The 21,747-nt window shown below is 42.2% G+C and carries 12 protein-coding genes and 7 pseudogenes; 2 read left to right on the top strand and 17 right to left on the bottom strand.

What is annotated here, in order from left to right:
• Positions 1-174: 174 nt before the first annotated feature.
• From M5V91_RS03320 to M5V91_RS03300, 5 genes and pseudogenes are all read right to left on the bottom strand, one after another.
• Positions 175-1,352, bottom strand: a pseudogene (locus M5V91_RS03320) (ABC transporter substrate-binding protein).
• Between the two features lie 83 nt (positions 1,353-1,435).
• Positions 1,436-2,497 (bottom strand): branched-chain amino acid ABC transporter permease, encoded by a 1,062-nt coding sequence (locus tag M5V91_RS03315; RefSeq protein ID WP_019382495.1) that lies wholly within the window; start codon positions 2,495-2,497, stop codon positions 1,436-1,438.
• 114 nt (positions 2,498-2,611) lie between these two features.
• Positions 2,612-3,367, bottom strand: a pseudogene (locus tag M5V91_RS03310) (branched-chain amino acid ABC transporter permease); the annotation flags it as partial.
• Between the two features lie 16 nt (positions 3,368-3,383).
• Positions 3,384-5,285: an AMP-binding protein gene (locus M5V91_RS03305; RefSeq protein WP_192908963.1), complete on the bottom strand. Its 1,902-nt coding sequence runs from the start codon at positions 5,283-5,285 to the stop codon at positions 3,384-3,386.
• A 59-nt stretch (positions 5,286-5,344) separates the two neighbouring features.
• Positions 5,345-6,115 carry an ABC transporter ATP-binding protein gene (locus tag M5V91_RS03300; protein WP_009333559.1) on the bottom strand — a complete coding sequence of 257 codons (771 nt, stop codon included), beginning with the start codon at positions 6,113-6,115 and terminating at the stop codon, positions 5,345-5,347.
• Positions 6,116-6,787: 672 nt separating this feature from the next.
• Here M5V91_RS03300 and M5V91_RS03295 point away from each other — a divergent pair.
• Both M5V91_RS03295 and M5V91_RS03290 read left to right on the top strand, forming a co-directional pair.
• The gene (locus M5V91_RS03295) at positions 6,788-7,210 is read left to right on the top strand and encodes a hypothetical protein (RefSeq protein ID WP_284521713.1); all 423 of its coding nucleotides are present in this window, start codon (positions 6,788-6,790) and stop codon (positions 7,208-7,210) included.
• A 140-nt stretch (positions 7,211-7,350) separates the two neighbouring features.
• Positions 7,351-7,725 (top strand): nucleotide excision repair endonuclease, encoded by a 375-nt coding sequence (locus M5V91_RS03290; RefSeq protein WP_019382492.1) that lies wholly within the window; start codon positions 7,351-7,353, stop codon positions 7,723-7,725.
• Between the two features lie 200 nt (positions 7,726-7,925).
• Here M5V91_RS03290 and pssA read toward each other — a convergent pair whose 3' ends face one another.
• The 12 genes and pseudogenes from pssA to M5V91_RS03230 form a co-directional block, all read right to left on the bottom strand.
• Entirely contained in the window at positions 7,926-8,621 is a 696-nt protein-coding gene (gene pssA, locus M5V91_RS03285; RefSeq protein ID WP_009333556.1) for a CDP-diacylglycerol--serine O-phosphatidyltransferase, read from the bottom strand.
• A 223-nt stretch (positions 8,622-8,844) separates the two neighbouring features.
• On the bottom strand, positions 8,845-9,963 hold the full coding sequence (locus tag M5V91_RS03280) for a CaiB/BaiF CoA transferase family protein (RefSeq protein ID WP_019382491.1): 1,119 nt from the start codon (positions 9,961-9,963) through the stop codon (positions 8,845-8,847).
• Positions 9,964-9,983: 20 nt separating this feature from the next.
• The gene (locus tag M5V91_RS03275) at positions 9,984-11,552 is read right to left on the bottom strand and encodes a fatty acid--CoA ligase (RefSeq protein WP_217025502.1); all 1,569 of its coding nucleotides are present in this window, start codon (positions 11,550-11,552) and stop codon (positions 9,984-9,986) included.
• A 19-nt stretch (positions 11,553-11,571) separates the two neighbouring features.
• Positions 11,572-12,722, bottom strand: a pseudogene (locus M5V91_RS03270) (thiolase family protein).
• A gap of 12 nt (positions 12,723-12,734) precedes the next feature.
• A complete protein-coding gene (locus M5V91_RS03265) occupies positions 12,735-13,880 on the bottom strand; it encodes an acyl-CoA dehydrogenase family protein (RefSeq protein ID WP_009333552.1) in 1,146 nt (381 codons plus the stop codon).
• 168 nt (positions 13,881-14,048) lie between these two features.
• Positions 14,049-14,815, bottom strand: a pseudogene (locus M5V91_RS03260) (3-hydroxyacyl-CoA dehydrogenase).
• A 150-nt stretch (positions 14,816-14,965) separates the two neighbouring features.
• Positions 14,966-15,487: an RNA polymerase sigma factor gene (locus M5V91_RS03255; protein ID WP_019382486.1), complete on the bottom strand. Its 522-nt coding sequence runs from the start codon at positions 15,485-15,487 to the stop codon at positions 14,966-14,968.
• Positions 15,488-15,520: 33 nt separating this feature from the next.
• Positions 15,521-17,497 carry a DUF6449 domain-containing protein gene (locus M5V91_RS03250; protein ID WP_251156796.1) on the bottom strand — a complete coding sequence of 659 codons (1,977 nt, stop codon included), beginning with the start codon at positions 17,495-17,497 and terminating at the stop codon, positions 15,521-15,523.
• A pseudogene (locus tag M5V91_RS03245) lies at positions 17,451-18,346 on the bottom strand (ABC transporter ATP-binding protein). The gene M5V91_RS03250 and the pseudogene M5V91_RS03245 overlap by 47 nt, the downstream one beginning before the upstream one ends.
• The gene (locus tag M5V91_RS03240) at positions 18,330-18,728 is read right to left on the bottom strand and encodes a GntR family transcriptional regulator (protein WP_009333547.1); all 399 of its coding nucleotides are present in this window, start codon (positions 18,726-18,728) and stop codon (positions 18,330-18,332) included. Before M5V91_RS03240 ends, M5V91_RS03245 begins: the two are co-directional and overlap by 17 nt.
• Before the next feature lie 155 nt (positions 18,729-18,883).
• Positions 18,884-20,673, bottom strand: a pseudogene (locus tag M5V91_RS03235) (L-lactate permease).
• Between the two features lie 255 nt (positions 20,674-20,928).
• Positions 20,929-21,704 (bottom strand): annotated as a pseudogene (locus M5V91_RS03230) (IclR family transcriptional regulator).
• Between the last annotated feature and the right edge of the window lie 43 nt (positions 21,705-21,747).

The raw sequence follows: 21,747 nt of genomic DNA, 5'->3' as shown, positions 1-21,747 counted from the left end.
ATCATTTGTTGTTTGCTGGTTTTCTCGGTTTATTTGCAAAATCTGAGATTTGTTTGCGGATTCAAATCGTTTGTTTGCCAAATTTCGAGTTTATTTGCCAAGTTCTCAATCTAGTAATGATCCAAGCCTTTAAAAGTTAACAGGAGGCGGGTATAAAACCTCGCCCCCACCATTTTAGTAGCCGATATAATCAGTGAACACTTCAAACTGGCCGTTTTTGACTTCTGCCAACCGAATTTGGTTTGTACCAGCATGATTGTCAGGTGAAAATGTAACTGGGGCAGCTAGACCGCCAAGATCAAGATTTGAGATTTTCTCAAGGCCAGATCGGATCCCTTCGCCTGAAGTCGGGTCTTCAGCAAGTTTTAGGCCTTCAACCATAATTTTTGCGGAAACCCATCCCTGGATAAATTTCTGGTTTTTGTCTTCCAGCTTTTCTCCCTTGCTTTCTACGAACTTCTTGATTTCTTCCATTCCAGGAAGATCTTCATAAGGGAATGCATGTGTGACAACCCCGATAAATCCTTCAGCCGCATCGCCCGCAATTGGAAGCAAGCCTTCTCCGGTAGCCCAGTTTAAACCGATGAATTTTGTATCAAGGCCAAGCTTTTTAGCATCTTTGAGAATCGTTGCGGTTGCCCCCAAGTTTGGTTGATAATCGCATAATCAGGATTTTTCTTTTCCATGTTCAGTAATTGGGAGGTTGCATCAAGTGTTTTCAGGTCAACTATTTGCTCATCAACAATTTCAATGCCATTTTCCTGTGCATAATTTTTGGCATCTTCAATTGGGGATTTTCCAAAAGCCGTATCGTTGTAAATTAAGGCAACAGTAGGTGTGCCGCCAGTGTGATTGTCTTTTATCCATTTCAGTACAGATCTTGCCTGGTCGGAGTAAGAAGCGGCGGCCAGGAAATTATATGGACTTTCGTCAATATTTTTTAGATTCTCTGAGTATGAAGCCGAGATGAATGGAAGCTTGTCGGCTGCCACCTGCTGGCGAAGAGCTTCTGTGTCACCTGTTCCCCATCCTAAAATAGCCGATACTTTATCCTTTGATTTTAATTTCTGATAAAGTTTTTGAGCTTCAGGAATTTTATAAGCATAGTCATCACCGATTAATTCGAGCTTATAGCCATTGATCTCCTCACCTGCAATGGATTCAAAAAATGCTTTTTCACCTTCTGCATATGGTGTTCCTACATCACCGGTACCGCCCGTTAGGTCAAAGATACCGCCGATTTTGACAGTGCCTTTCTTGTCACCGGATGCTCCCTCGCTGCCTCCTGAACAGCCAGCAAGCATTCCAGCCATTAATGTTGCTGCCAATAAACCTTTCCACACCTTCTTCATAATGTTCCCCCTCATTTTTACCTCTTTTTTATAAAAATTTGAAAGTTTTGCTTTCAAAATTTTCAGAAATTATTACCCGGGAATTAATAAGAAAACGGCCACAGCTTAAAGTAGTCTTTAATATTCTTCCATATTTTTGCGAGCCCCTGCGGTTCATAAATCAGGAATAAGATAATCACGAGGCCAAATACCACCTCTTTCATTCCTATTAAGACTGCAGATAAGTCTGGGAAAACCCCGCTCATCATTTCTACACCTGACCTGAGGACAACCGGAAGCAGTGTAATAAAAACGGCTCCGTAAATCGACCCGAATACACTCCCTAAACCGCCTACCAGTATGATTGCCAAGTATTCAATGGACACTGTGATGCTGTAAAGCTCGGGACTTACAACCATCGTATAGTGACCCAGTAAAGCTCCGGCGATGCCGACGAAAAAGGAACTAACAATAAATGCCAATACCTTATACTTAAACAAATCGATTCCCATAACTTCTGCAGCGACATCACGGTCACGGACTGCTATGAATGCCCTGCCGACCCGCGATCGGAAGAGGTTTAAGGTAAAGGCGGCTGTAATAATCAGCACCGTAAACATCAGATAATAATAGCTCCGCTCACTGTAAAAGACAAAACTGCCAAGTTCAGGCCTGGATAGGACCATTCCGGCTGTTCCGCCAGTCAGCGCATCCCAGCGGGAAATAACAAACAGGATGATTACCTGTGCTGCCAGGGTGGCAATGGCTAGATATAATCCTTTTAGCCTTAAGGAAGGCAATCCGAATAGTCCGCCTACAATCGCCGTCACAATGCCGGCTGTCGGCATAGCAATCCAGAAGCTTAACCCCAGCTTTGCTGTCAGAATGGCCGATGTATAACCGCCTACCCCCAGAAAGGCGCCTACCCCTATGGAAATCTGGCCGGTAAAACCCGTCAGGATGTTCAAACCAATAGCACCAATCGCGGCAATTCCGCAAAGCGTAGCCAGTCCAATAATATAATCGGATGCCAACATCGGGAATACTGCAAATACAGCCAGAAGAATGAAGACACGCATCCTTACTCTGGTTATTTTCCAGATAGCCATATCTTGTTTATAATTCACATGGAATTCTCCACAATCCATTACAAAAGGATTTCTCACTCGGCTACACCCTCTCGATTTCTTTTTTCCGAACAAACCATATGGCTTGAACATAAGGATAAATACGAGGATGACAAACGGCATAACCTCTTTCAGACCGCCACCAACCAATGGATCCAGATATCCCCCGGTCAGGCTCTCAAGAATGCCGATAATCAGTCCGCCGATGATGGCCCCTGGGATACTGTCAAGTCCCCCAAGGATGGCAACCGGAAGTACCTTTAACCCGATCGCTGAAAGGGATGCATTAACACCATTTATGTTCCCGAGAAGGATGCCTCCAACTGCTGAAACAATGGCAGCAATCGCCCAGGCAACTGCGAAAATCATTTTTACGCTGATTCCCATCGACATCGCTGCCTGCTGATCATCTGCGGTTGCCCTCATCGCAATTCCCAGCTTCGAATATTTGAAAAATAGAGTGAAAATGATTAGCATAGCCACAACGATTAAAAGTGACCATAAATAGACGGGCGCAATGACAATTTCACCCAGATTAACAGGCTGCTCTGAGAAGATTTTTGGAAACACACGTGTTTCATGGCCCCAAATAATATGGACAATCCCGGCAAGAACACTCGATAAACCGATCGTCGCCATTATCATGGATATGACCGGCTCTCCGATAAACGGCCTCAGAACAATCCGTTCAATGACAAATCCCAAAACGGCACTGAACATAAGCGCAATTAAAAGGGCTGCTATAAACGGGATGTTGTAGGCTGTAATAAGCGTTAAACATACATACGTTCCAATTAAAAGGAACTCACCCTGTGCAAAGTTGATGGCGTCACTGGATTTATAAATAAGCACAAAGCCCAATGCCACAAGTGCATAAACACTTCCTACCACGATTCCTGTTACAAGCATCTGCAAGAAAAAGTCATTAAGCTGCCCCCTCTCCTTCATCCATAAAAATGACTTGAAGCGTTGTTTGGATGGTTTGTTCCATGCCGTCACGATATTTGATCGTGCCATTTACACGTATTTTTTTGTCCTCTGTATAAAGCCCGTCGATCAATGCCTGATATTTTTTAGCAACAAATTGCCTGCGGACTTTCTTTGTTCTTGTAAGCTCTTCATCATCGGCATCCAGTTCTTTATATAGAAGTACGAATTTCTTAACCCGGGCTTTTTCAGGCAGGGTCTGGTTGATTTCCTGCACCTGTTTTTCGATTAATTCCAGCACTTCAGGTTTGGAAGATAAATCGGTATACGTGGTATAGCTGATTTGATTTTTCTCGGCCCAGCGCCCTACATTTTTCATATCAATATTGATCATGGCAACCACATATGGGCGATCCTTCCCGATTGCTACCGCTTCCTGTATGAACGAGCTGAATTTAAGCTTATTCTCGATAAATTGCGGGGAGAACATCTCACCTGTATCAAGACGGATGACATCTTTAATCCTGTCAATGATATACAAATGCCCTTCCTTATCCAGCCTCCCTGCATCCCCTGTATGCAGCCAGCCTTCCTGTATGGTTTCGATTGTGCTTTTCTCGTTTTTGTAGTACCCTTTGCACACACTCGAGCTCCTGATCAGAATTTCCCCTTCATCAGAAATTTTCACTTCTGTTCCCGGAATAGGAATTCCGACACTATCAAGCTTAATGTCGCCATCCCTGTGCACAATGGATATGCCGGCAACTTCTGTCTGCCCGTAAATGCTTTTTACATTGACTCCAATACTGTGAAAGAATTCAAATACATCCGGGCCCAAAGGAGCACCGCCGGTATAAGCACGCTTGATCTTCAAAAGTCCAAAGTGATCGCGAATTGCACTGAACATCACATAATCAGCAATTTTATAAAGAGCCTTCGTACCTGCGCTGACAGGTTTATTCCCAAAATGGGCTTTAGCTACCTTCTCGCCTATCGGCTTGCACCAGTTATATATCTTTCTTTTCAGCCAGCCGCTATCCTGAATTCTGACCTGAAAGCGCGACACCATATCTTCATAGATTCTTGGCGGCGAAAACATAACCTGTGGCCCAATTTCCCGCAGATCTTCCAAAACGGTTGCAGGCTCTTCAGGGAAATTAATTGTCATTCCATTGTATAAGCCCATCGCAAGGGTCATCATCTGCTCCCCGATCCAGGCAAGCGGAAGGAATGAAACATATTCATCTTTGTCCGTCAGCGGATCAATGTCTGACAAATTTTTAGCCATATCCAGCAGATTCCGGTAGGTAAGCATCGTTCCTTTCGGATTGCCTGTCGTTCCTGAAGTATATGATAAAATCGCCACGTCATCTGCAGTGCCTTTATCAACTTCCTGCGAAAATAAATCAGGCTGCTCCGAGTGACAGCTTTGTCCCATTTGCAGAACCTCTTCAAATTCAAACAGGAAATCCTCCCGATAACTTCTCATGCCCCGTGAATCATAATAAATAATCGTTCTGACTTTAGGAATGGAGTCTTTAATCTCCATCAGCTTATCCACTTGCTCCTGATCTTCCGCAACTATTATAGTTGCGTCACAATTATCAATAATGTAACTAAGTTCTGCAGATAAGGATTCCTGATAGATTCCAACTGAAATGCCGCCCAAGCTTTGCACAGCAAGCTCACTGATTACCCATTCAGGTCTGTTATCGCCGATAATGGCTAGCTTATCCTCCCTTTTTAGTCCTAAAGAGGCCAATCCCAAGCTGAAATTCTTAACTTTCTCCAAGAACGCTTCATACGTTATCTCATTCCAAATTCCAAATTCTTTTTCTCTTAAAGCAACTTGTGACCCATTTATGTATGCCCTTTCAATAAGCAGCTGCGGAAATGTCATGCTCAAAAGAATCTCTCCCCCTACAAAACTATTAATCTACCGTTTAGACGAATCATCTTTTATACGGCATTCTCCTCTCCCAGATAAGCTTCTATGACTCTAGGATTATTCTGAATCTCTTCAGGCGTCCCGTAACCAATCAGCTTACCAAAATCAAGAACTGCAATGTGATCGGATAAATCCATTACAACCCCCATGTCGTGTTCAATTAATATAATAGTTGTATTCATTTCTTCATGAATGTCGATAATGTATCTGGCCATGTCCTCTTTTTCCTCACTATTCATGCCTGCCATCGGCTCATCCAGAAGAAGGATGTCAGGTTCCAGTGCCAGAGCCCTGCCGGTTTCGACTCTTTTCTGCAATCCATACGAAAGGGTACCCACGGGAGTATTGCGGATATCCTCAATTTCAAGAAAATCGATCACCTGCTCAACTTTTTTCCGATGTTCAATTTCCTCTCTTTGCGCCTTTCCCCAATAAAATCCTCCTGCAAGGAGTCCGGTTTTCATTCTCACATGCCTGCCAAGCATCAGATTGTCCAAAACAGATAAATGCGGAAAAAGTTCGATGTTCTGGAATGCCCTGGCAATGCCCATACTGGCTCTTTTGTGAGGTTTATAGCGGGTGATATCTTCCCCCTTGAAATGGATGGAACCAGATGAAGGCTTGTATAGTCCGCTAATGCAATTCAGCATACTTGTCTTCCCTGCGCCATTTGGCCCAATAAGTGAAAAAATCTCTCCTTCCTGCACTTCATATGAGACGTTGTCAAGCGCCACTACGCCTCCAAACCTCAAAGTAGCATCTTTAATCTCTAATATCCCCAACTTGCTAACCCCTTTATTTCGAAACACAAAATATTTTTTATAAAATTATGAATAGTTTTAATATTCTTTACATATTTATTTTCTCCTTTTTATATTTAAAATATTTTTTAGCCCTTAGCTATTTTTCATTTTTATGTGAAATGGAATATTGATATGACAATTTCCTTATGTGTAAGTATTTTTCACTATAAGCTAAGTAATAATTATGAGGGAAACTCTTTATGTAAAAAGAACGAAAAAAAGCTAACACAGATGTGCTCAGCTTAGGAATTCACCCGTTCAATGTTAATTTTTATTAGAATATACCCATTTTGGTTTACTATAATCAGGAAAAAACACGATTAACTTCTTAAAGTGCCGTTAACCAGGCTTAGCTGAAAGTGTGCTGGAAAGCCGCTGTGCATATGAAAGTTTGGTCTCGAGCAACCTTTACCCCTCCATGAAGGCTGCTGAGGCCCCGCTTTTGGATTACTAGTTAAATCACACCTAAATTAATTACCTTGCAGATTTTCTTGAAATGTATCTGCTGCCACGTTTTTGCATCATACTGCCGCATGGCAGTTTGCAAACAAATCCATTCATTTCTTTATTTTTTTATAGGCTGGTGATTAAAAAAGTGCCGCTTACATAACAATGCTAGTAAACCGAAATTAATTAAAAGGAGAATCTGACTTGATCTGTTTGTGTGAAGAGCTTTCCTTATCCTATTGCGGCCTGGACGGAATAATAGCCATTTTAGAAGATAAACATACTGTTTTAAAAAACTTTGGTCTAAACGATGGAAGCTGGCTGAACTTGTGGAATATTGACTGCAGACTCCTGACTATGTTTTATCAATCCCTGTATGCGCATTATGACTGGTTTATTGTCGTCTATGATTATGAAAAGTTCTGTTCAGACAGAGAAATAAAAGAAGCGATAATCTGGCATGAAATTGGACATATTACCTATCCTGCTGGAAAGAATATAATTTGTACAGATACTGAAGTTCAATGTGATCGGGTTGCTATTGATTACGGCCAGAAGGAAGGAATCAAAAGATTTTGGATCTTACCCTTAAAATGGCACGCTCGCTTAATAATGAAGTGCTGCTGAATATGACAAAAGAAAGACAAAAACAATTACACTTCATATAAGGAGCTTCTGCGGCAAGGCAGGATCCAATGATACTTTTTAATGTAGATTACATATGAAATTTATGGTACTCTTTAATCTTAGAATAGGAAGTGATGATATTGATAAAAATTGAAATCCCTCAGCCTGATCTCGTAATTACAAGAAGCAGGCAAACGGGACAGGCAGGAGAAAGTGACCTTAGCAGTGTCTATGGTTTCACAGATTATCATAAAATACCAAGAGACAAGGGCGGCATGATTCTGTTTTTCGATGCGAATGAAGATCTGCTATTTGTAGGGAAGGCACGAAAATTAAGGCAGCGCGTGAAAAAACATTTTGAAGATAATGTTTCTCCAATAAAAAATCATCGCGATGATATCTATAAAATTGCGGTCATTTACGTGGAAGACAGCATGGAGCGCGAAATTTATGAAACTTATATCATTAATACCCTTCATGCAAAATTTAATATAGACAAGGTATTTTACAAATAAAAAAGGCCATCCCGGCCTTTTTTATTTGTAAAAAAGTATAACTTTGAACTCTGATAACTGTTTGCGCAAGCAGCCTGCCTCCTCGAGGTGAGGCCCCAGGGCGTCAGCATAAACATCACACGACCGAAAGCAACAGCTTTTGGGAGGGTGGCGGTCTAAGTCTGCGTTCCTTCGCGGGCAAGGCGCTTCCGCATTTCTAATTAATCGATTTCTTTTTTGTTTTTACCTTTAATGAATCGGTATGTCAAATACGCTATGTAAAGCGGAATCGCAATATAAATTAAATCGGGAAATGGTCCATAGGAGCCCTTATAAATAACGTACAGAACACTTCCAAGAAAAATGGTAACAATCGTCCCGTATTTTGGAAGAGGAACTTCCTTAAAGCTGGGAATCCGAATTCTGCTTACCATCAGAAAGCATAGTGCTGTGAACACAACAGTTGTAATGATATTGGGAATACGGTCACCAAAAAGGGTCAGTATGGCCATTATCCCTCCTGCTGCTGTTATTGGAACTCCTATAAAATAATTTAATGAGGACTTTGGGGGACTGATATTGAATCGGGCAAGCCGATATGCCCCGAATAGAGGAAAAAGACCTGAAACGATTAATCCAAGGATTCCAAATTGAAAAAAGTATGTATAAAAGACCAAAAATGAAGGGGCAACCCCAAATGTAACAATATCTGCCAGTGAATCAAGTTCTTTTCCAAGCGTACTATCCGCTTTCAGCATTCTTGCCAGCCTGCCGTCCATGCTATCAAGCATCATGCCGATTAAAATTAATATTGCTGCATTTTTAAATTCGCCATTGGCAGCCATTCCGATTGAAAGAAAACCGCAATATAAGTTACCCAAAGTGACCATATTGGGAATTGTTTTAATAAAACGCACTAGTGACCATCACACTCCAAAAATAGAAAAAAGTTTATTTTATTATATATTCCCTTTCATTATACCATTTAATCTTCTTTAAAGCCCTCCTCTTTCATAGAAACATTCGCCGCCAAAAAAGAAAGAGCCATAATCCATCATATGGATTTAGGGCTCTTCATGAATTCATAAGTTACAGATCGGCTATCTGAAAGACAAGTTCGCCGACTTTTATTTAGAATATTTATTTTGCTGTCAGAGCTTTAACATTCTCCGCTGACATTCCAGCAATATTGCTTAAAACTTCCTCATTATGTTCTCCCAGTTTTGGAGGGCCAGTCAATGCTGAGTCAATTCCTCCATGCATTTTAACTAAAGGGTAATTCCCGTCTTGTTCATAAATCTCCTTAAAAAGTGGAAAGTCTTTTAATTCACCCGTCTCCAATACCGGAGTCAGGCAGCAATCAACTCTTTGCCCGAATTCAGTCCACTCTTTTAATGTCCTGCTTTTAAATAATTCGGTCATCTCCAAATATACAGGATTATTGCCAGAAGCACGGGAGAAATGGGAATCAATCCAATCCTCCCTGCCGGCACTCTTGCAGAAGTTAATCCAAAACTTCGGCTCTAATGCAGCAAGAGCAGCAAACCTCGCATCCTTTGTTTCATAAATAGAGTAGGCGACGATCTCCCCGCTTAGTACCGATAGCCCATTTGAATAACCCGTTTCGTTTTCAATCAGCAAATGGTTTCCCATGATGGAAGCCATCACTTCAGCAATGGAAATGCAGTGATGCCCGCCATTTCCGGAAATCCTGCTGGAAAGCAGGGCTGCCAGTATCCTTTCACTCGCGGCCATTCCTCCCATAAAGTCCGCTATTGTATTGGACGGGTGAACTGGACGGCCGCTGGGGTCCTTCAGCTGGGAAAGGGCGCCGCTTACTGCCATATAGTTTAAATCATGGCTGCCTAAATATTGATAGTCTTCATTGCCCCCGTAGCCTGTAAGGGAGCAATAAACGATAGCGGGCTTGTGTCTTTTTACAGTCTCATAATCAAGTCCGAGCTTTTTCATGACTCCTGGCCGAAAGCTTTCCAGCACGGCATGACTTTCAGAAATCAGCTTTAGGGCTGCATTTCTTCCATCCTCACTCTTCAGATTGAGTGTAATGCTTTTTTTACCGCGGTTGTTGGCGGCAAACACGGCTCCTGTACCCTCTATTTTAATATCCAGCTGCCTTGCGGGGTCACCAGTCAAGGATTCAACCTTAATCACTTCAGCTCCAAGCTCTGCAAGTCTCTGGGAAGCAAACGGACCGGGGAGATAATTGGAAAAATCAATTACTCTAATGCCTTTTAACATCATGCATCCCTTTCTTCCGGCTAAATTTTTCCGTCAGCGAACAGATCCTCCAGCTGCTTTCTGAGCATAAACTTTTGAATCTTGCCGCTTGCATTCCTTGGCAGAGCTTCACAGAATACGTATTTTCTCGGCCGCTTATAATTAGCAAGTTCATCACTATTCCTGCACAGTTCATCCAGCTCATTTTCAGATAGTGCCGGATCTTTTTTAACTACAAATGCTGTGACCGTCTCACCCCAGCGGTCATCAGGCTGGCCGATCACTGCCACATCCAGTACGCCATTATGCGTATATAAAATATCTTCCACTTCCCTAGGGTAAATGTTTTCACCGCCGCTAATGATCATATCATCGACTCTGTCTTTAACGTACAAGTAGCCTTCGTCATCCAGATATCCTATGTCACCTGAATGGTACCAGCCCCCGTGCATGGCAAGATCGTTTGCCTCATCCCGATTAAAATAACCACTCATCATGCATGGACCTTTTACGATGATTTCACCTGTTTCCCCTGTCGGCACCACATTCTCAGGATCTGATGGACCATTTTCATTCGGCCTTACAATCCTAATCTCATGATTTAAACATGCCTGCCCGGCAGACCCTGCTTTCCGGATTTGATCATTTTCAGATAAAAACGTAATCGCTGGCCCCATCTCGGTCATTCCATATGCCTGTACGAGGGATACGCCTAATTTTTCCCGGCAGGCATAAACAAGTGCCGGAGCCATTGGAGCTGCTCCATACAGTCCCAGCTTCAGGCTTTCCAGGTTATAATGGCTTAAGTTTTCCTGCAGCAGCATATTCCACATGGTAGGTGCTGCAAAAAACTTTGTAATCTTCTCATCTGAGATTAACTGTAATACTTCTTTTGCATCAAAGTGATGGAGGATGGTATTTTTTGCCCCCACATGCACCCTTGGCAAAAAGGCACAGTGAAGCTCTGCACAGTGGAACATTGGTGCAGTCACGAGACCATTGTCACTGCTTTCAAGCTTTGTGGCTCCTATTACGATTAAACTTTGTTCAGCCATATCCCGGTGCCTGTGGACAACTCCTTTTGGCCTTCCCGTGGTACCGCTTGTGTACATGATCGCGTATAAGTCATTTTCGTCCATTTCTATTTCAATTTCATCGTGTGATGCTGCATCCACTTTTTCCCGATAGGATGAAGCATATCCGGGTGCCTTGTCATCAATGTACCAAAAGGCTGTATGCGGAAAACGTTTAGCAATTGGGGTAATGCCGGATTCCAGCATTTGTTCAAATAACACTACTTTTGGCTCTGCATCCTGAAGGATATAAGCAACTTCTTCTGACATCAGCCTAAAGTTGATCGGATTAAAAATGGCGCCGATTTTTGCACATGCAAAAAATGCTGTTGCAAGCTCCTCAGTATTAAAAAGGTAGGTTGAAACCCTGTCACCCTTCCTGACTCCCTCATTCATTAAGGCATTCGCCAATTTATTGATCTCAAGGCTCCATTCCTTATAGGTAAGACGCAGATTTTTTCTGACATCATACAGGGCTTCTTTATTCGGAAATTTTCCGGCAGTTAGATCGAAAATTCTTCCAATAGTAGTAGTCATTTTCATTCCTCCCCATTCTTCAGTCTAAACGTTCAATAATAGTCGCATTGGCCATACCAAGGCCTTCACACATGGTCTGAAGTCCATAGCGCCCCCTGTTCTTTCTAGTTCATGCATCATGGTGACCATCAGCCGTGCACCGCTGCCTCCCAAAGGATGGCCGAGTGCAATGGCTCCGCCGTTTGGGTTAAGCTTTGCAGGGTCGGCTCCAGTTTCTTTCAGCCAGGCAAGCGGAACAGGAGCGAACGCTTCGTTCACTTCAAACACATCGATGTCCTCAATAGCCAGTCCAGCATTCTTTAACACTTTCTCGGTTGCAGGTATCGGTCCAGTCAGCATTAAAGTAGGATCAGAGCCAACTGCTGTGCGGGAAAGTATCCTGAATCTCGGCTTCATTCCAAGCTCCTCTGCTTTATCGCGTGACATAATTAATAGTGCTGCGGCTCCATCACTGATTTGACTTGAATTTCCTGCATGAATGACCCCATTCTCCTTAAAAACAGCCCTTAAACTTCCAAGTGCTTCCAGCGACGTTTCCTTTCTGGGGCCAGAGTCCTCCGAAACCGTCATGAGCTGTCCATCAGGCAATTTCACATTTAATGGTGCAATCTCTCTCTCAAAACGTCCTTCGTCCTGGGCTTTTAAAGCCTTTTGGTGGCTCTCTAATGAATAGCGATCAAGTTCTTCTCTTGTAAAACCATATTTTTCAGCAATGCGTTCAGCTGATAAGCCCTGGTGGATGATTTCATGTTTGTCTGTCAGTTTTTCACTGAATCCTACACCCTGATAACTGGAGCCGATTGGGACACGGGACATGCTTTCGACACCGCCTGCGATAACAATTTCCATATCTCCCGCCAAAATCGCCTGAGCTGCAAAATGGACAGCCTGCTGGCTGGAGCCGCATTGACGATCAATGGTGGTACCTGGCACTTCAATCGGAAACCCTGCGATCAAAGCTGCGACCCTTGCAATATCCCCTGTTTGTTCGCCTATTTGCGAGACACACCCAAGAATGACATCATCAATAATTTGCGGATCTATACCTGCACGTTCGACAAGTGCCATTAGTGCTTCAGCAGCCAGATCATCCGCCCTGATATCTTTTAAAAAGCCGTTTTTTCTTCCTACTGGCGTTCTGACACCTTCGACGATGACAGCTTCACGCATGTTTACTCCTCCTTATAAACCCATGTTCTTCGCAATAATGGTTTTCATGATTTCATTTGTACCTGCATATATGCTGGCAACCGGTATATCCCTGTATCTCCTTGCAATCTCGTATTCTTCCATATAGCCATAGCCGCCATGAAGCTGCATGCATTCTGCGGCAATATTCCGGGCATTTTCTGTAAGCTTCCATTTCGCCATGGAGACTTTTGTAACTACATCTTTGCCTGCCATATGTTCTGTGATCAATTGATCAAGGAACGACCTTCCCATCTCTATATCTGTTGCCATTTCGGCAATCTTAAATTGAGTGTTTTGAAATTGGCTGACCGGTCTTCCGAATGCCTCGCGATTCTTAACATAATTCATTGTTAAATTAAGCATTTCCTCTGCAGCCACCTGGGCAGCGATTGCTACGACAAGTCTTTCCTGCTGCAGCTTTTCCATCAAATAAAGAAAACCTTTCCCTTCTTCTCCAATCAGATTTTCTTTCGGAACCTTACAATCTTCAAAAATTAACTCTGCCGTATCCTGACAGTGAAGTCCGACCTTGTTTAATTTTCTTCCCCTTGTAAACCCCTTGGTTTCCCTCTCGACCGCAAGCAAGCTTACTCCTTTATGCCGGGGAACTGCATTGGGATTGGTTTTACAGGCAATGATGATTAAATCGGAATGAATTCCATTGGTTATAAAGGTCTTTTCGCCATTCACTATGTAATGGTCCCCTTCAAGTCTTGCTGTCGTTCTGATGCCGGCTAAATCAGATCCGGCGCCAGGTTCAGTCATTGCGATAGCAGTAATGATTTCTCCTGCCGCACACTTTGGCAGCCACCTTTCCTTTTGCTCATCTGTTCCATAAGCAGTAATATACGGAACAACGATATCATTGTGAAGCCCAATTCCCACCATGCCTGAGCCAACACGTTCAAGTTCTTCATTGATGACTACTGAGAAGCCCCAATCAACGCTGCTTCCGCCATATTTTTCTTCAATATCAGGGCATAAAAAACCCTGCTCCCCCATCTTGTACCAAAAATCCCGGGGAATGATCCTGTCCTCTTCCCATTTGTCATAATTCGGATAGGCTTCCTTCTCTAAAAACTTACGCAGTGATTGCCGAAAAATTTCATGCTCTTCCTGTATGTATGAAGCAGCCATATTATGATCCTCCGAATCTAAAATTTTTTTGACATAACACAAAGTACTATTCCTCACCTTTGAAAAGGCTTACATTTATATTGTACAATAATTATCGATATTTTTAGAACATTAAAATAATTTTTCAAAAAAAGAACCTATTCTATGCAGAAAGGGCAGGTTCTCTATTTACTTAGGCTGCATACGGATGCCGCCATCCAGACGGATCGTTTCTCCATTCAGCATCGGATTCACTAAAATACTCTCAGCCAGCCTGGCATACTCCTCAGGATATCCCAGTCTTGAAGGAAAGGGCACCATTTTCCCCAATGAATCCCTTGCCTCATCAGGCAGTGAATCAAACATAGGTGTATTAAACAATCCAGGGGCAATCGTCATAACACGAATCCCATAATCCGCCAGCTCTCTGGCAATTGGCAAGGTCATGGCAACCACACCGCCTTTCGATGCACTATATGCAGCCTGGCCAATTTGTCCTTCAAAGGCTGCTACGGAAGCAGTGTTAATAATGACGCCTCTTTCATCTTGATCATTCGGATCATTCTTTGCCATTTGTTCAGCAGCCAGGCGAATGACATTAAAAGTCCCGACCAGATTAATCGTTATGACCTTTTGGAACATATCCAGTGTGTGGACTCCCTTTCTGCCAAGCAGCTTGGCGGCAATTCCGATGCCGGCGCAGTTAACGGCAGTATTAAAGCTGCCAAATTTTTCAGAAGCGAATGCAACTGCTCCCTGCACGTCTTCTTCTTTTGTTACATCCGTTTTAAAAAATAAACATTCCCTCCCAGTTCCTTGATAAGATGGCTTGCCCGATCTTCCGCCAAATCTGCAATAAGAACTTTTCCGCCGCATCCGGCTATTTTTCTCACAGTCGCCTCGCCAAGCCCTGAGGCGCCGCCAGTGATTATGGCCCTGCAATCTTTCAATTCCATAGTGAACCTCCTTTTATTAATCAGGTTTTCTATGAAGACATTTCCATTAAGAATGGAGATTTTCCTGCTGACTGGCCGAATTCCCTGCTGATTATTTATCAATTCCTTGTAATTGCACAAAAAAACAGCTCCTTTTCAGAAGCTGTTTTTCTATGCCAAATACCGATCGCCAAGAATTTCTCTAAGGTGCTGCCTGACCCGATACAATTTAGTTTTGACAGTGTTTGGGTTGAGATGGAGAATGTCCGCTATTTCTTTCTCTTTCAGCCCGTGCTTTGTTTTAAGCAGGAAAACCCTTTTCTGTTCATAGGAGAGGGAATCCACATAAGCGTATATCTGCTCCTCAAGCAAATTAACTTCTGCTTCCTGCCCAGCATCAATAAATTTACTTTCCATGCAGTTTTCAAAATCAAAAGAATCCTGTATTCTCTCATTTGTCCTTCTTTCTTTCCGGACAAAATCAATCGCAGTTCTGGTTGCAATCGAGGATAACCAGGCCCCCAGCTTTTCCTGATCATCAATGCTGTCCATTTTTTTATATGCTTTGAGCAGGGATTCCTGCACAACATCCTGTGCAAGATAATGATCCCGAGTTATATTATAAGCAATATGATAGAGCCGTTTATTGTAGAGCCTGCAGATCTCTCTCATATCCATTGAAGGTTTAATCACTTTAATCCCCCTCTCCTATAGGTTTCTAACCTTTTATTGAAGCCGTTCTTTTATAAAGGCTGGAACTGTTTTTTCCGTGAAGCTTTTAATATCAATTGTCCTTTGCTCATCAAAATAGAACGCAATAATATAGTCTCCATCCACGAATCCTTCTGAATTCTTCAAGCTGCTTTCAATTTGTTCCTTATCCGTTAATTTGACGGCAGATTTGCTATCTCTCATTTCTTCAAAAACTTCTTCATACGAGTACCCTGCTGCAAAGTTGATATCGATATCCTTCGCTTTTGCAGCCAAAGCATAAGAGATATCATTGCTGTTCACTCTTGCTTCATTCAGCAGTGACTTTTCTTCCAGCCATTTCTCAAATCTTGAATAAGAAGGATACCAGGGCATATAAGCTTTATTGCTGTCATTATAAAAAATCTCAATGTGCGCATATGGCTCGTCACTTCCCTGGAGTTCTTCAAAGGAAGCAGAATCAACTTCTTCAGTTAATATCTCAATAGCCTCTTTTAGATCTTTATCGTCTGTAATGACCGCCCGCTTCGTAACTGGGCCAGTTGGAGTAATCGTCAATTTCGTTGCAGCATCTGCTGAAACCTGATAAATTTCATTTGTTGCCTTTTTATATTCATCTGATTCATAAATCAGCTTAAGAAATGGCTTGTATTCCTTTTTATTAATCCTGTAATCACGGATTAGCTTTTCACCATTCTTCAGTTCATACACGATAAAAACTGAATCGCGGCCCGGAATCTCCGCAAGCCTGTTTTCATCCTTTACAATCGTCTCATGAAATCTTCTGACCAAATCAATATTCTCGTATTCTTTCAAATATAAGGGTTCCTCAGTATCGATATCACTATAAAGGTAAAAACTCTCGCTAAAATGAACCCGCTCAATCTCATTGCCCCGTGGTATGCTTTTTTCATATTGAGTAAAGTCAAATTGGAATAAGGCGAATAAAGCCGCCATTAAAGCTGTGTATGCCAGCAATCCTTTCATATTAATGGTCACACGCCATGATTTTTGCAGAACCATTTCGGCAGCCGCATATCCAATCAATGCTCCAAACACGTAGCCAGCTATAAGCCAGCTCATGCCGCCGCGCATCTCACCGAAATATCCTCCCCCTAAAAGCATCGTGCAAAAAGTTACACCATATTTAAAGATGGGTTTTGTAATCGGAAAAACCAGGGCATGGGAGACAGCCTCCATCCTTCTCCTTTTATAGATCTGCAAACCAAGACAATACAGAGACAAAATAAGAAAGAGATAAATAACAGCCTCTGCGCTTGAGGGAGTGCGCATGTTCATCTGAGTTAGTGCAATTAAGGGAGAAAACTTCTCAAATTTGCTTGCCATATAATATTGGTCTGGATAGCCAAATAAATAGAATGGCAAATTAATAGAAACTAAAATGATCAGGCCTACAGGGAGCAAGAGGAAAATATACGTTAAGGCACCTTGAACGGCGGATAATCCCGTCAGCATTCCCACAGAAACTCCTGCCAGGTAAATCACAATATTAAACAAAAGGGTGATGCCCACCCAATTGAATATCTCCCCAATTGAATAGAACTCCTGCAAATTCATGGGCTGGTACAGTATCAGAACTATCAAAGCAATGAGTAAAACCGGCGAAATTAATAGCATGATGCCAGTTAAAGCATACTGATGAAAAATGGATGCCCGCTTGACTGGGAGACTGTGCATTAAATCGCTATATTGTTTTACCTGTGTGTATCTGAATAAGAACACTGACAAGATCACCGGCACTGATATATTAAAAATAAACTGGATTTGGAAGTTGTGTTGAAACAGATTGTCAATGTCCAGAAATTTCCGCTGTTCCTCTGAAGAATTCATTATTATATCAAGTGGAATAGCGAAGAACAGACCGAGAAAATATACAATGGAAACCCAGCCTACACTTCTGAAAATCGTTTTTAAAATTTCCCTTTTAACCAAGGATGTTCTGGACTGCATATCCAATATCCCCCATTTCATAGATGAAGATCTCCTCTAATGTAAGGGGAAGCATATCGAAAATCACAGGCTTAAATTGTTCTACATATGATGATATTTCCTTCGCATCTCCCTTTACAATGCAGATCATAATGCTGCCTCTTTTTTCTTTATGAAGGATTTTCAGCGGATCGAAAATGGCTGGTACAGATCCTTTAAAAGCCACTTGAATCTTATGTGTATCTGTTTTAAGGTCATCCAGGTCTTTTTCCAGGATCATACGCCCTTTATGCATGATGCCAATAAAATCACATAAATCTTCCACTTCACGCAGGTTATGAGAGGAAATAAGGATGGTCATTTCTCTTTCGGCAACCTCATCTATAAGCAGGCTTTTCACTTTTTTCTCATGACCGGGTCCAGCCCATCCATAGGCTCATCCAAAATTAAAACTTCCGGCCTGGCAGACAAAGCCAGGATAAAAGCAGCCTGCCTCTGAATGCCTTTTGAAAATCTATGAATCTTTTTATGTATGTCCATTTCAAAAATAGCAGCAAGTTCTTCAAAGCGGCCGTCATCCCATCTGCTGTAAATATTTTGATAAAATTGTGCCATTTGCTTAACTGTATATTGAGGCAGAAAATAGGGATGGTCCTGAATAAAAAAGATCCTTTCCTTAATTACCGGATTTTCGAAGACCGGCTGGCCGTCAATGGCAACATACCCCTCATCCTCCACATAGATGCCTGCCAAAAGCTTCAAGAGCGTTGTTTTTCCGGCTCCATTGGAACCAAGCAAGCCGTATATGGACCCTTTATTGACTTCGATGGAGACATTTTCAACAGCCTCCATCTCCTCGAATGATTTACGTACATTACGGATTTTGATCATCTTCTATCCCTCCCCCTATAGCTGCTTCTAATTCCTGAATCATATTAAATAATTCATCTTTTGTAATTCCAAGATATATAGCTTCTGATAAAAGCTTTGAAAGTTCACTTTTCACTTTTTCTATTTTTTCTCTGTTCAGATTGGGAGTTGCTGGACTGACAAAACTGCCCTTCCCCTTTATAGAATAAATATAGCCCTGAGATTCTAGTTCCCTGTATGCCTTTTGAATCGTATTGGGATTGATTGTCAGCTGATGGGCCAGTGTTCGAACGGAAGGCAGCTGTTCATCTGCTGTTAAGACCTCGGTGATGATCAGCTCTTTAAGCCGCTCAACCAGCTGTTCATATATAGGCTTTCGGCTCCTTACGTCCAATTCAAACATGTTTACCCTCCCATCTGTACGTAGTGTACTATCATTCATAGTACAGTTAATACAGTTAGATTATATTACAAGTAATTGGAAAAGAGAAGAGGAAATTTAAATTTTTATAAAAGAAAAAACTGGCTCAGCCAAAGGGCTAAACCAGTTATAATTAATTATTTAGCTGATTTCACATTCACCGGAGGCGGAGGCAAAATCATGTTGGAACGTCTATTGTTTGTTGCGATAATATAAACAGCTGCGAATGCGATGCCAACCGCAATGAAGGATCCGAGATTGAAGATCCCTTTTTGCGAATACCATACAATCGAGTAGCCCACTGACCCAGCCAGCAAGGCATAATAGAAGAATGGGAAAAGGGTTTTCCGAATGACAGTGCCTTCTTTTCCGACAAGACCAACAACAGCTGATGCAGCAACTACGTTATGGACACAAATCATGTTTCCAGCTGCTCCGCCGACTGCCTGAAGAGCTACAATCCAGGTTGCATCCACTCCAATCTGTGAACCAACATCATATTGGAATAGAGAAAACATCATATTACTGACAGTATTGCTTCCCGCGATAAAAGCACCCATGCCTCCTATAAACGTTGCAAAGAACGGCCAGAATTCCCCTGCAAGTGCTGCAGCACCGTTTGCAAGTTCGATCGGCATCTGATTATAGCCTGCCTCTCCCCCGCCGGTATTGATGAAAACCTGTACCATCGGAACAGTGAAAATTAATGCGGTTGAAGCAGCAACGGTTGTTTTTCCTGAATCTGCCCAGGCTTTTTTGTATGAACCAGAATTCATTCCATGAATAAAATAGGTGATAACGGATACAAGAATAAAAATGGTCCCCGGCAAATACAGCGGCTGGAAACTTGAGGTGATGCCGGAATCGAAAATGTTTTCAAACTTAACCGTCCACGCCTGGAGCCACTCCAGGAATGGAAGCGATTTCAATCTGGACAATACTAAGAACAGGCCAACTAAAACATAAGGAGTCCAGGCACGCAGCATGCTCATGCTTCCGCTTTTGTGGGCAACTGCTTTGATTTCAAGTTTACCAGTCCACTCCGGATCCCACTTGGATTTCTCTTCAAAATCCCAAACCTGATCCTTAGGAGGCATAAGAAATCCTTTTTTGCCGCAACAACAACAATTGCTAAACCAGTTAATCCTCCAATCATAGACGGGAATTCAGGTCCAAGAACATTGGCAACAATTACATAAGGGATTGTCATGGCAAAAGATGCGAACAGGGCAAACTTCCAAATCTTTATCCCTTCTGTAAACGATTTGTTCTTGCCAAAGAATCTTGTCATTAAAGCTACTACAAATAAAGGAATTAATGTGCCTGCAATCATATGGAGAATAGCTACTTGTCCGGCAATTTGCGTTACAAGGCCAAGCAGATTATCTGTAAGGCTCGCATTGCCAGATAAACCGGACTGCACACCAACGAGCATCGGAGTGCCTACTGCACCGAATGAAACTGGTGTGCTTTGAATAACCATCCCGGCAATTACAGCTGCCATAGCCGGGAAGCCCAGACCCACTAATAGCGGTACAGCTACTGCTGCAGGAGTCCCAAACCCGGATGCGCCTTCAATGAAAGAACCGAATAGCCAGGCAATGATAATCACTTGAATTCTGCGGTCAGGAGAGATATCGGTAAATCCCTGGCGGATGGTCTTTAAGCCGCCGCTTTCCTGCAGAGTATTCAGAAGCAGTATTGCACCAAAAATAATGTATAGGAGTGTTCCGGCGACAACCAGGCCATTAATGGATGCAGCCGCCACTTTTGCACCCGACACCTTCCAGACAAATAGAGCCAGGACAACAGCTACAAGGTACGAGATGGGCATGGCCTTACTTGCCGGCCATCTTAGTCCGACAAGGAATACTGCAACTGCAATAATTGGCAATAATGATAATAAAGCTAACATTCCAGTACTCATTACTTACTTTTCCCCCTTTTGTTTTGTAATAGCGAACAATAATTGCACTTTGTTGCGGACTGCGAAACATGTTATATAACTATAATTGTTTTGTTATACAACAATGAATCAAGCTTATTTTTATTATACAAACATTTTTCATAATTTCAATAATATTTGGAAAATTTAATCTATGCATTTACACAAAAAAATTTGTATGTATATACAAAAAAATTAGCCCAATATATCTTTTTATCAAGATATATTGGGCTAATCCTAACTTATTCGGCTGACATGTCCGAGCCGGGCGGAAATCCCTTGTCCGGTTTTTACCATTATAGACTTTAATGCATCAAGTCGATCACTAGTCATCCGCATTGTCGGGCCTGAGATACTGACTGCAGCAATAACTTTGCCGAGGTGGTCAAAAATAGGAACGGCAACACAAGTAATCCCATATTCATTTTCTTCCAGATCAAGGGCATATCCATTTTGCCTGACCTGCCCCAATTCTTTCATAAATTCATCTTTATCCGTTATGGTTTTATTTGTATGAACCGGCATCCCTTTTCTTTCAAGGATATCAAAAACAACGCTTGAAGGCAGATGAGCCAGAATGGCTTTTCCGACAGAAGTGCAATGCATCGGAGCTCGTTTGCCAACTTTAGAATGCATCCTTAAAGTCTCATTGCCCTCAAGCTTTTCGATGTACACAACCTCTCCCTGGTCGTAGACGACCAAATGAATGACTTCATTTGTTTCATTTTCCAGCTCCTGAAGAAAAGGTCTTGCCTCTGCACGCAAATCGATTGATTCAAGCAGTTTTGAACTGATCTCCAGGAATTTATACCCTAATTTGTACTTGCCGGTTTCGCTATCCTGCTCTATATATCCGTACTGAACAAGAGTAGAGAGGATACGATAAACAGAGCTTTTATTGATATCAATCTGATTGGCAATTTCCGTTACGCCAAGACCGCTTTTTTCAGGCTGATCAATGTAATAATATCCAGTGCCCTGCTGACGGACTTGACCATGTTTTCTCTTTCCACAATACTCACCTCTGGTGCAAAAACCTTAATCCATTACAAATAG

It is taken from the genome of Cytobacillus pseudoceanisediminis (assembly GCF_023516215.1).
In the GTDB taxonomy this organism is placed as follows: Bacteria; Bacillota; Bacilli; order Bacillales; family Cytobacillaceae; genus Cytobacillus; species Cytobacillus pseudoceanisediminis.
This window is presented reverse-complemented; position numbering and strand designations above follow the sequence as displayed.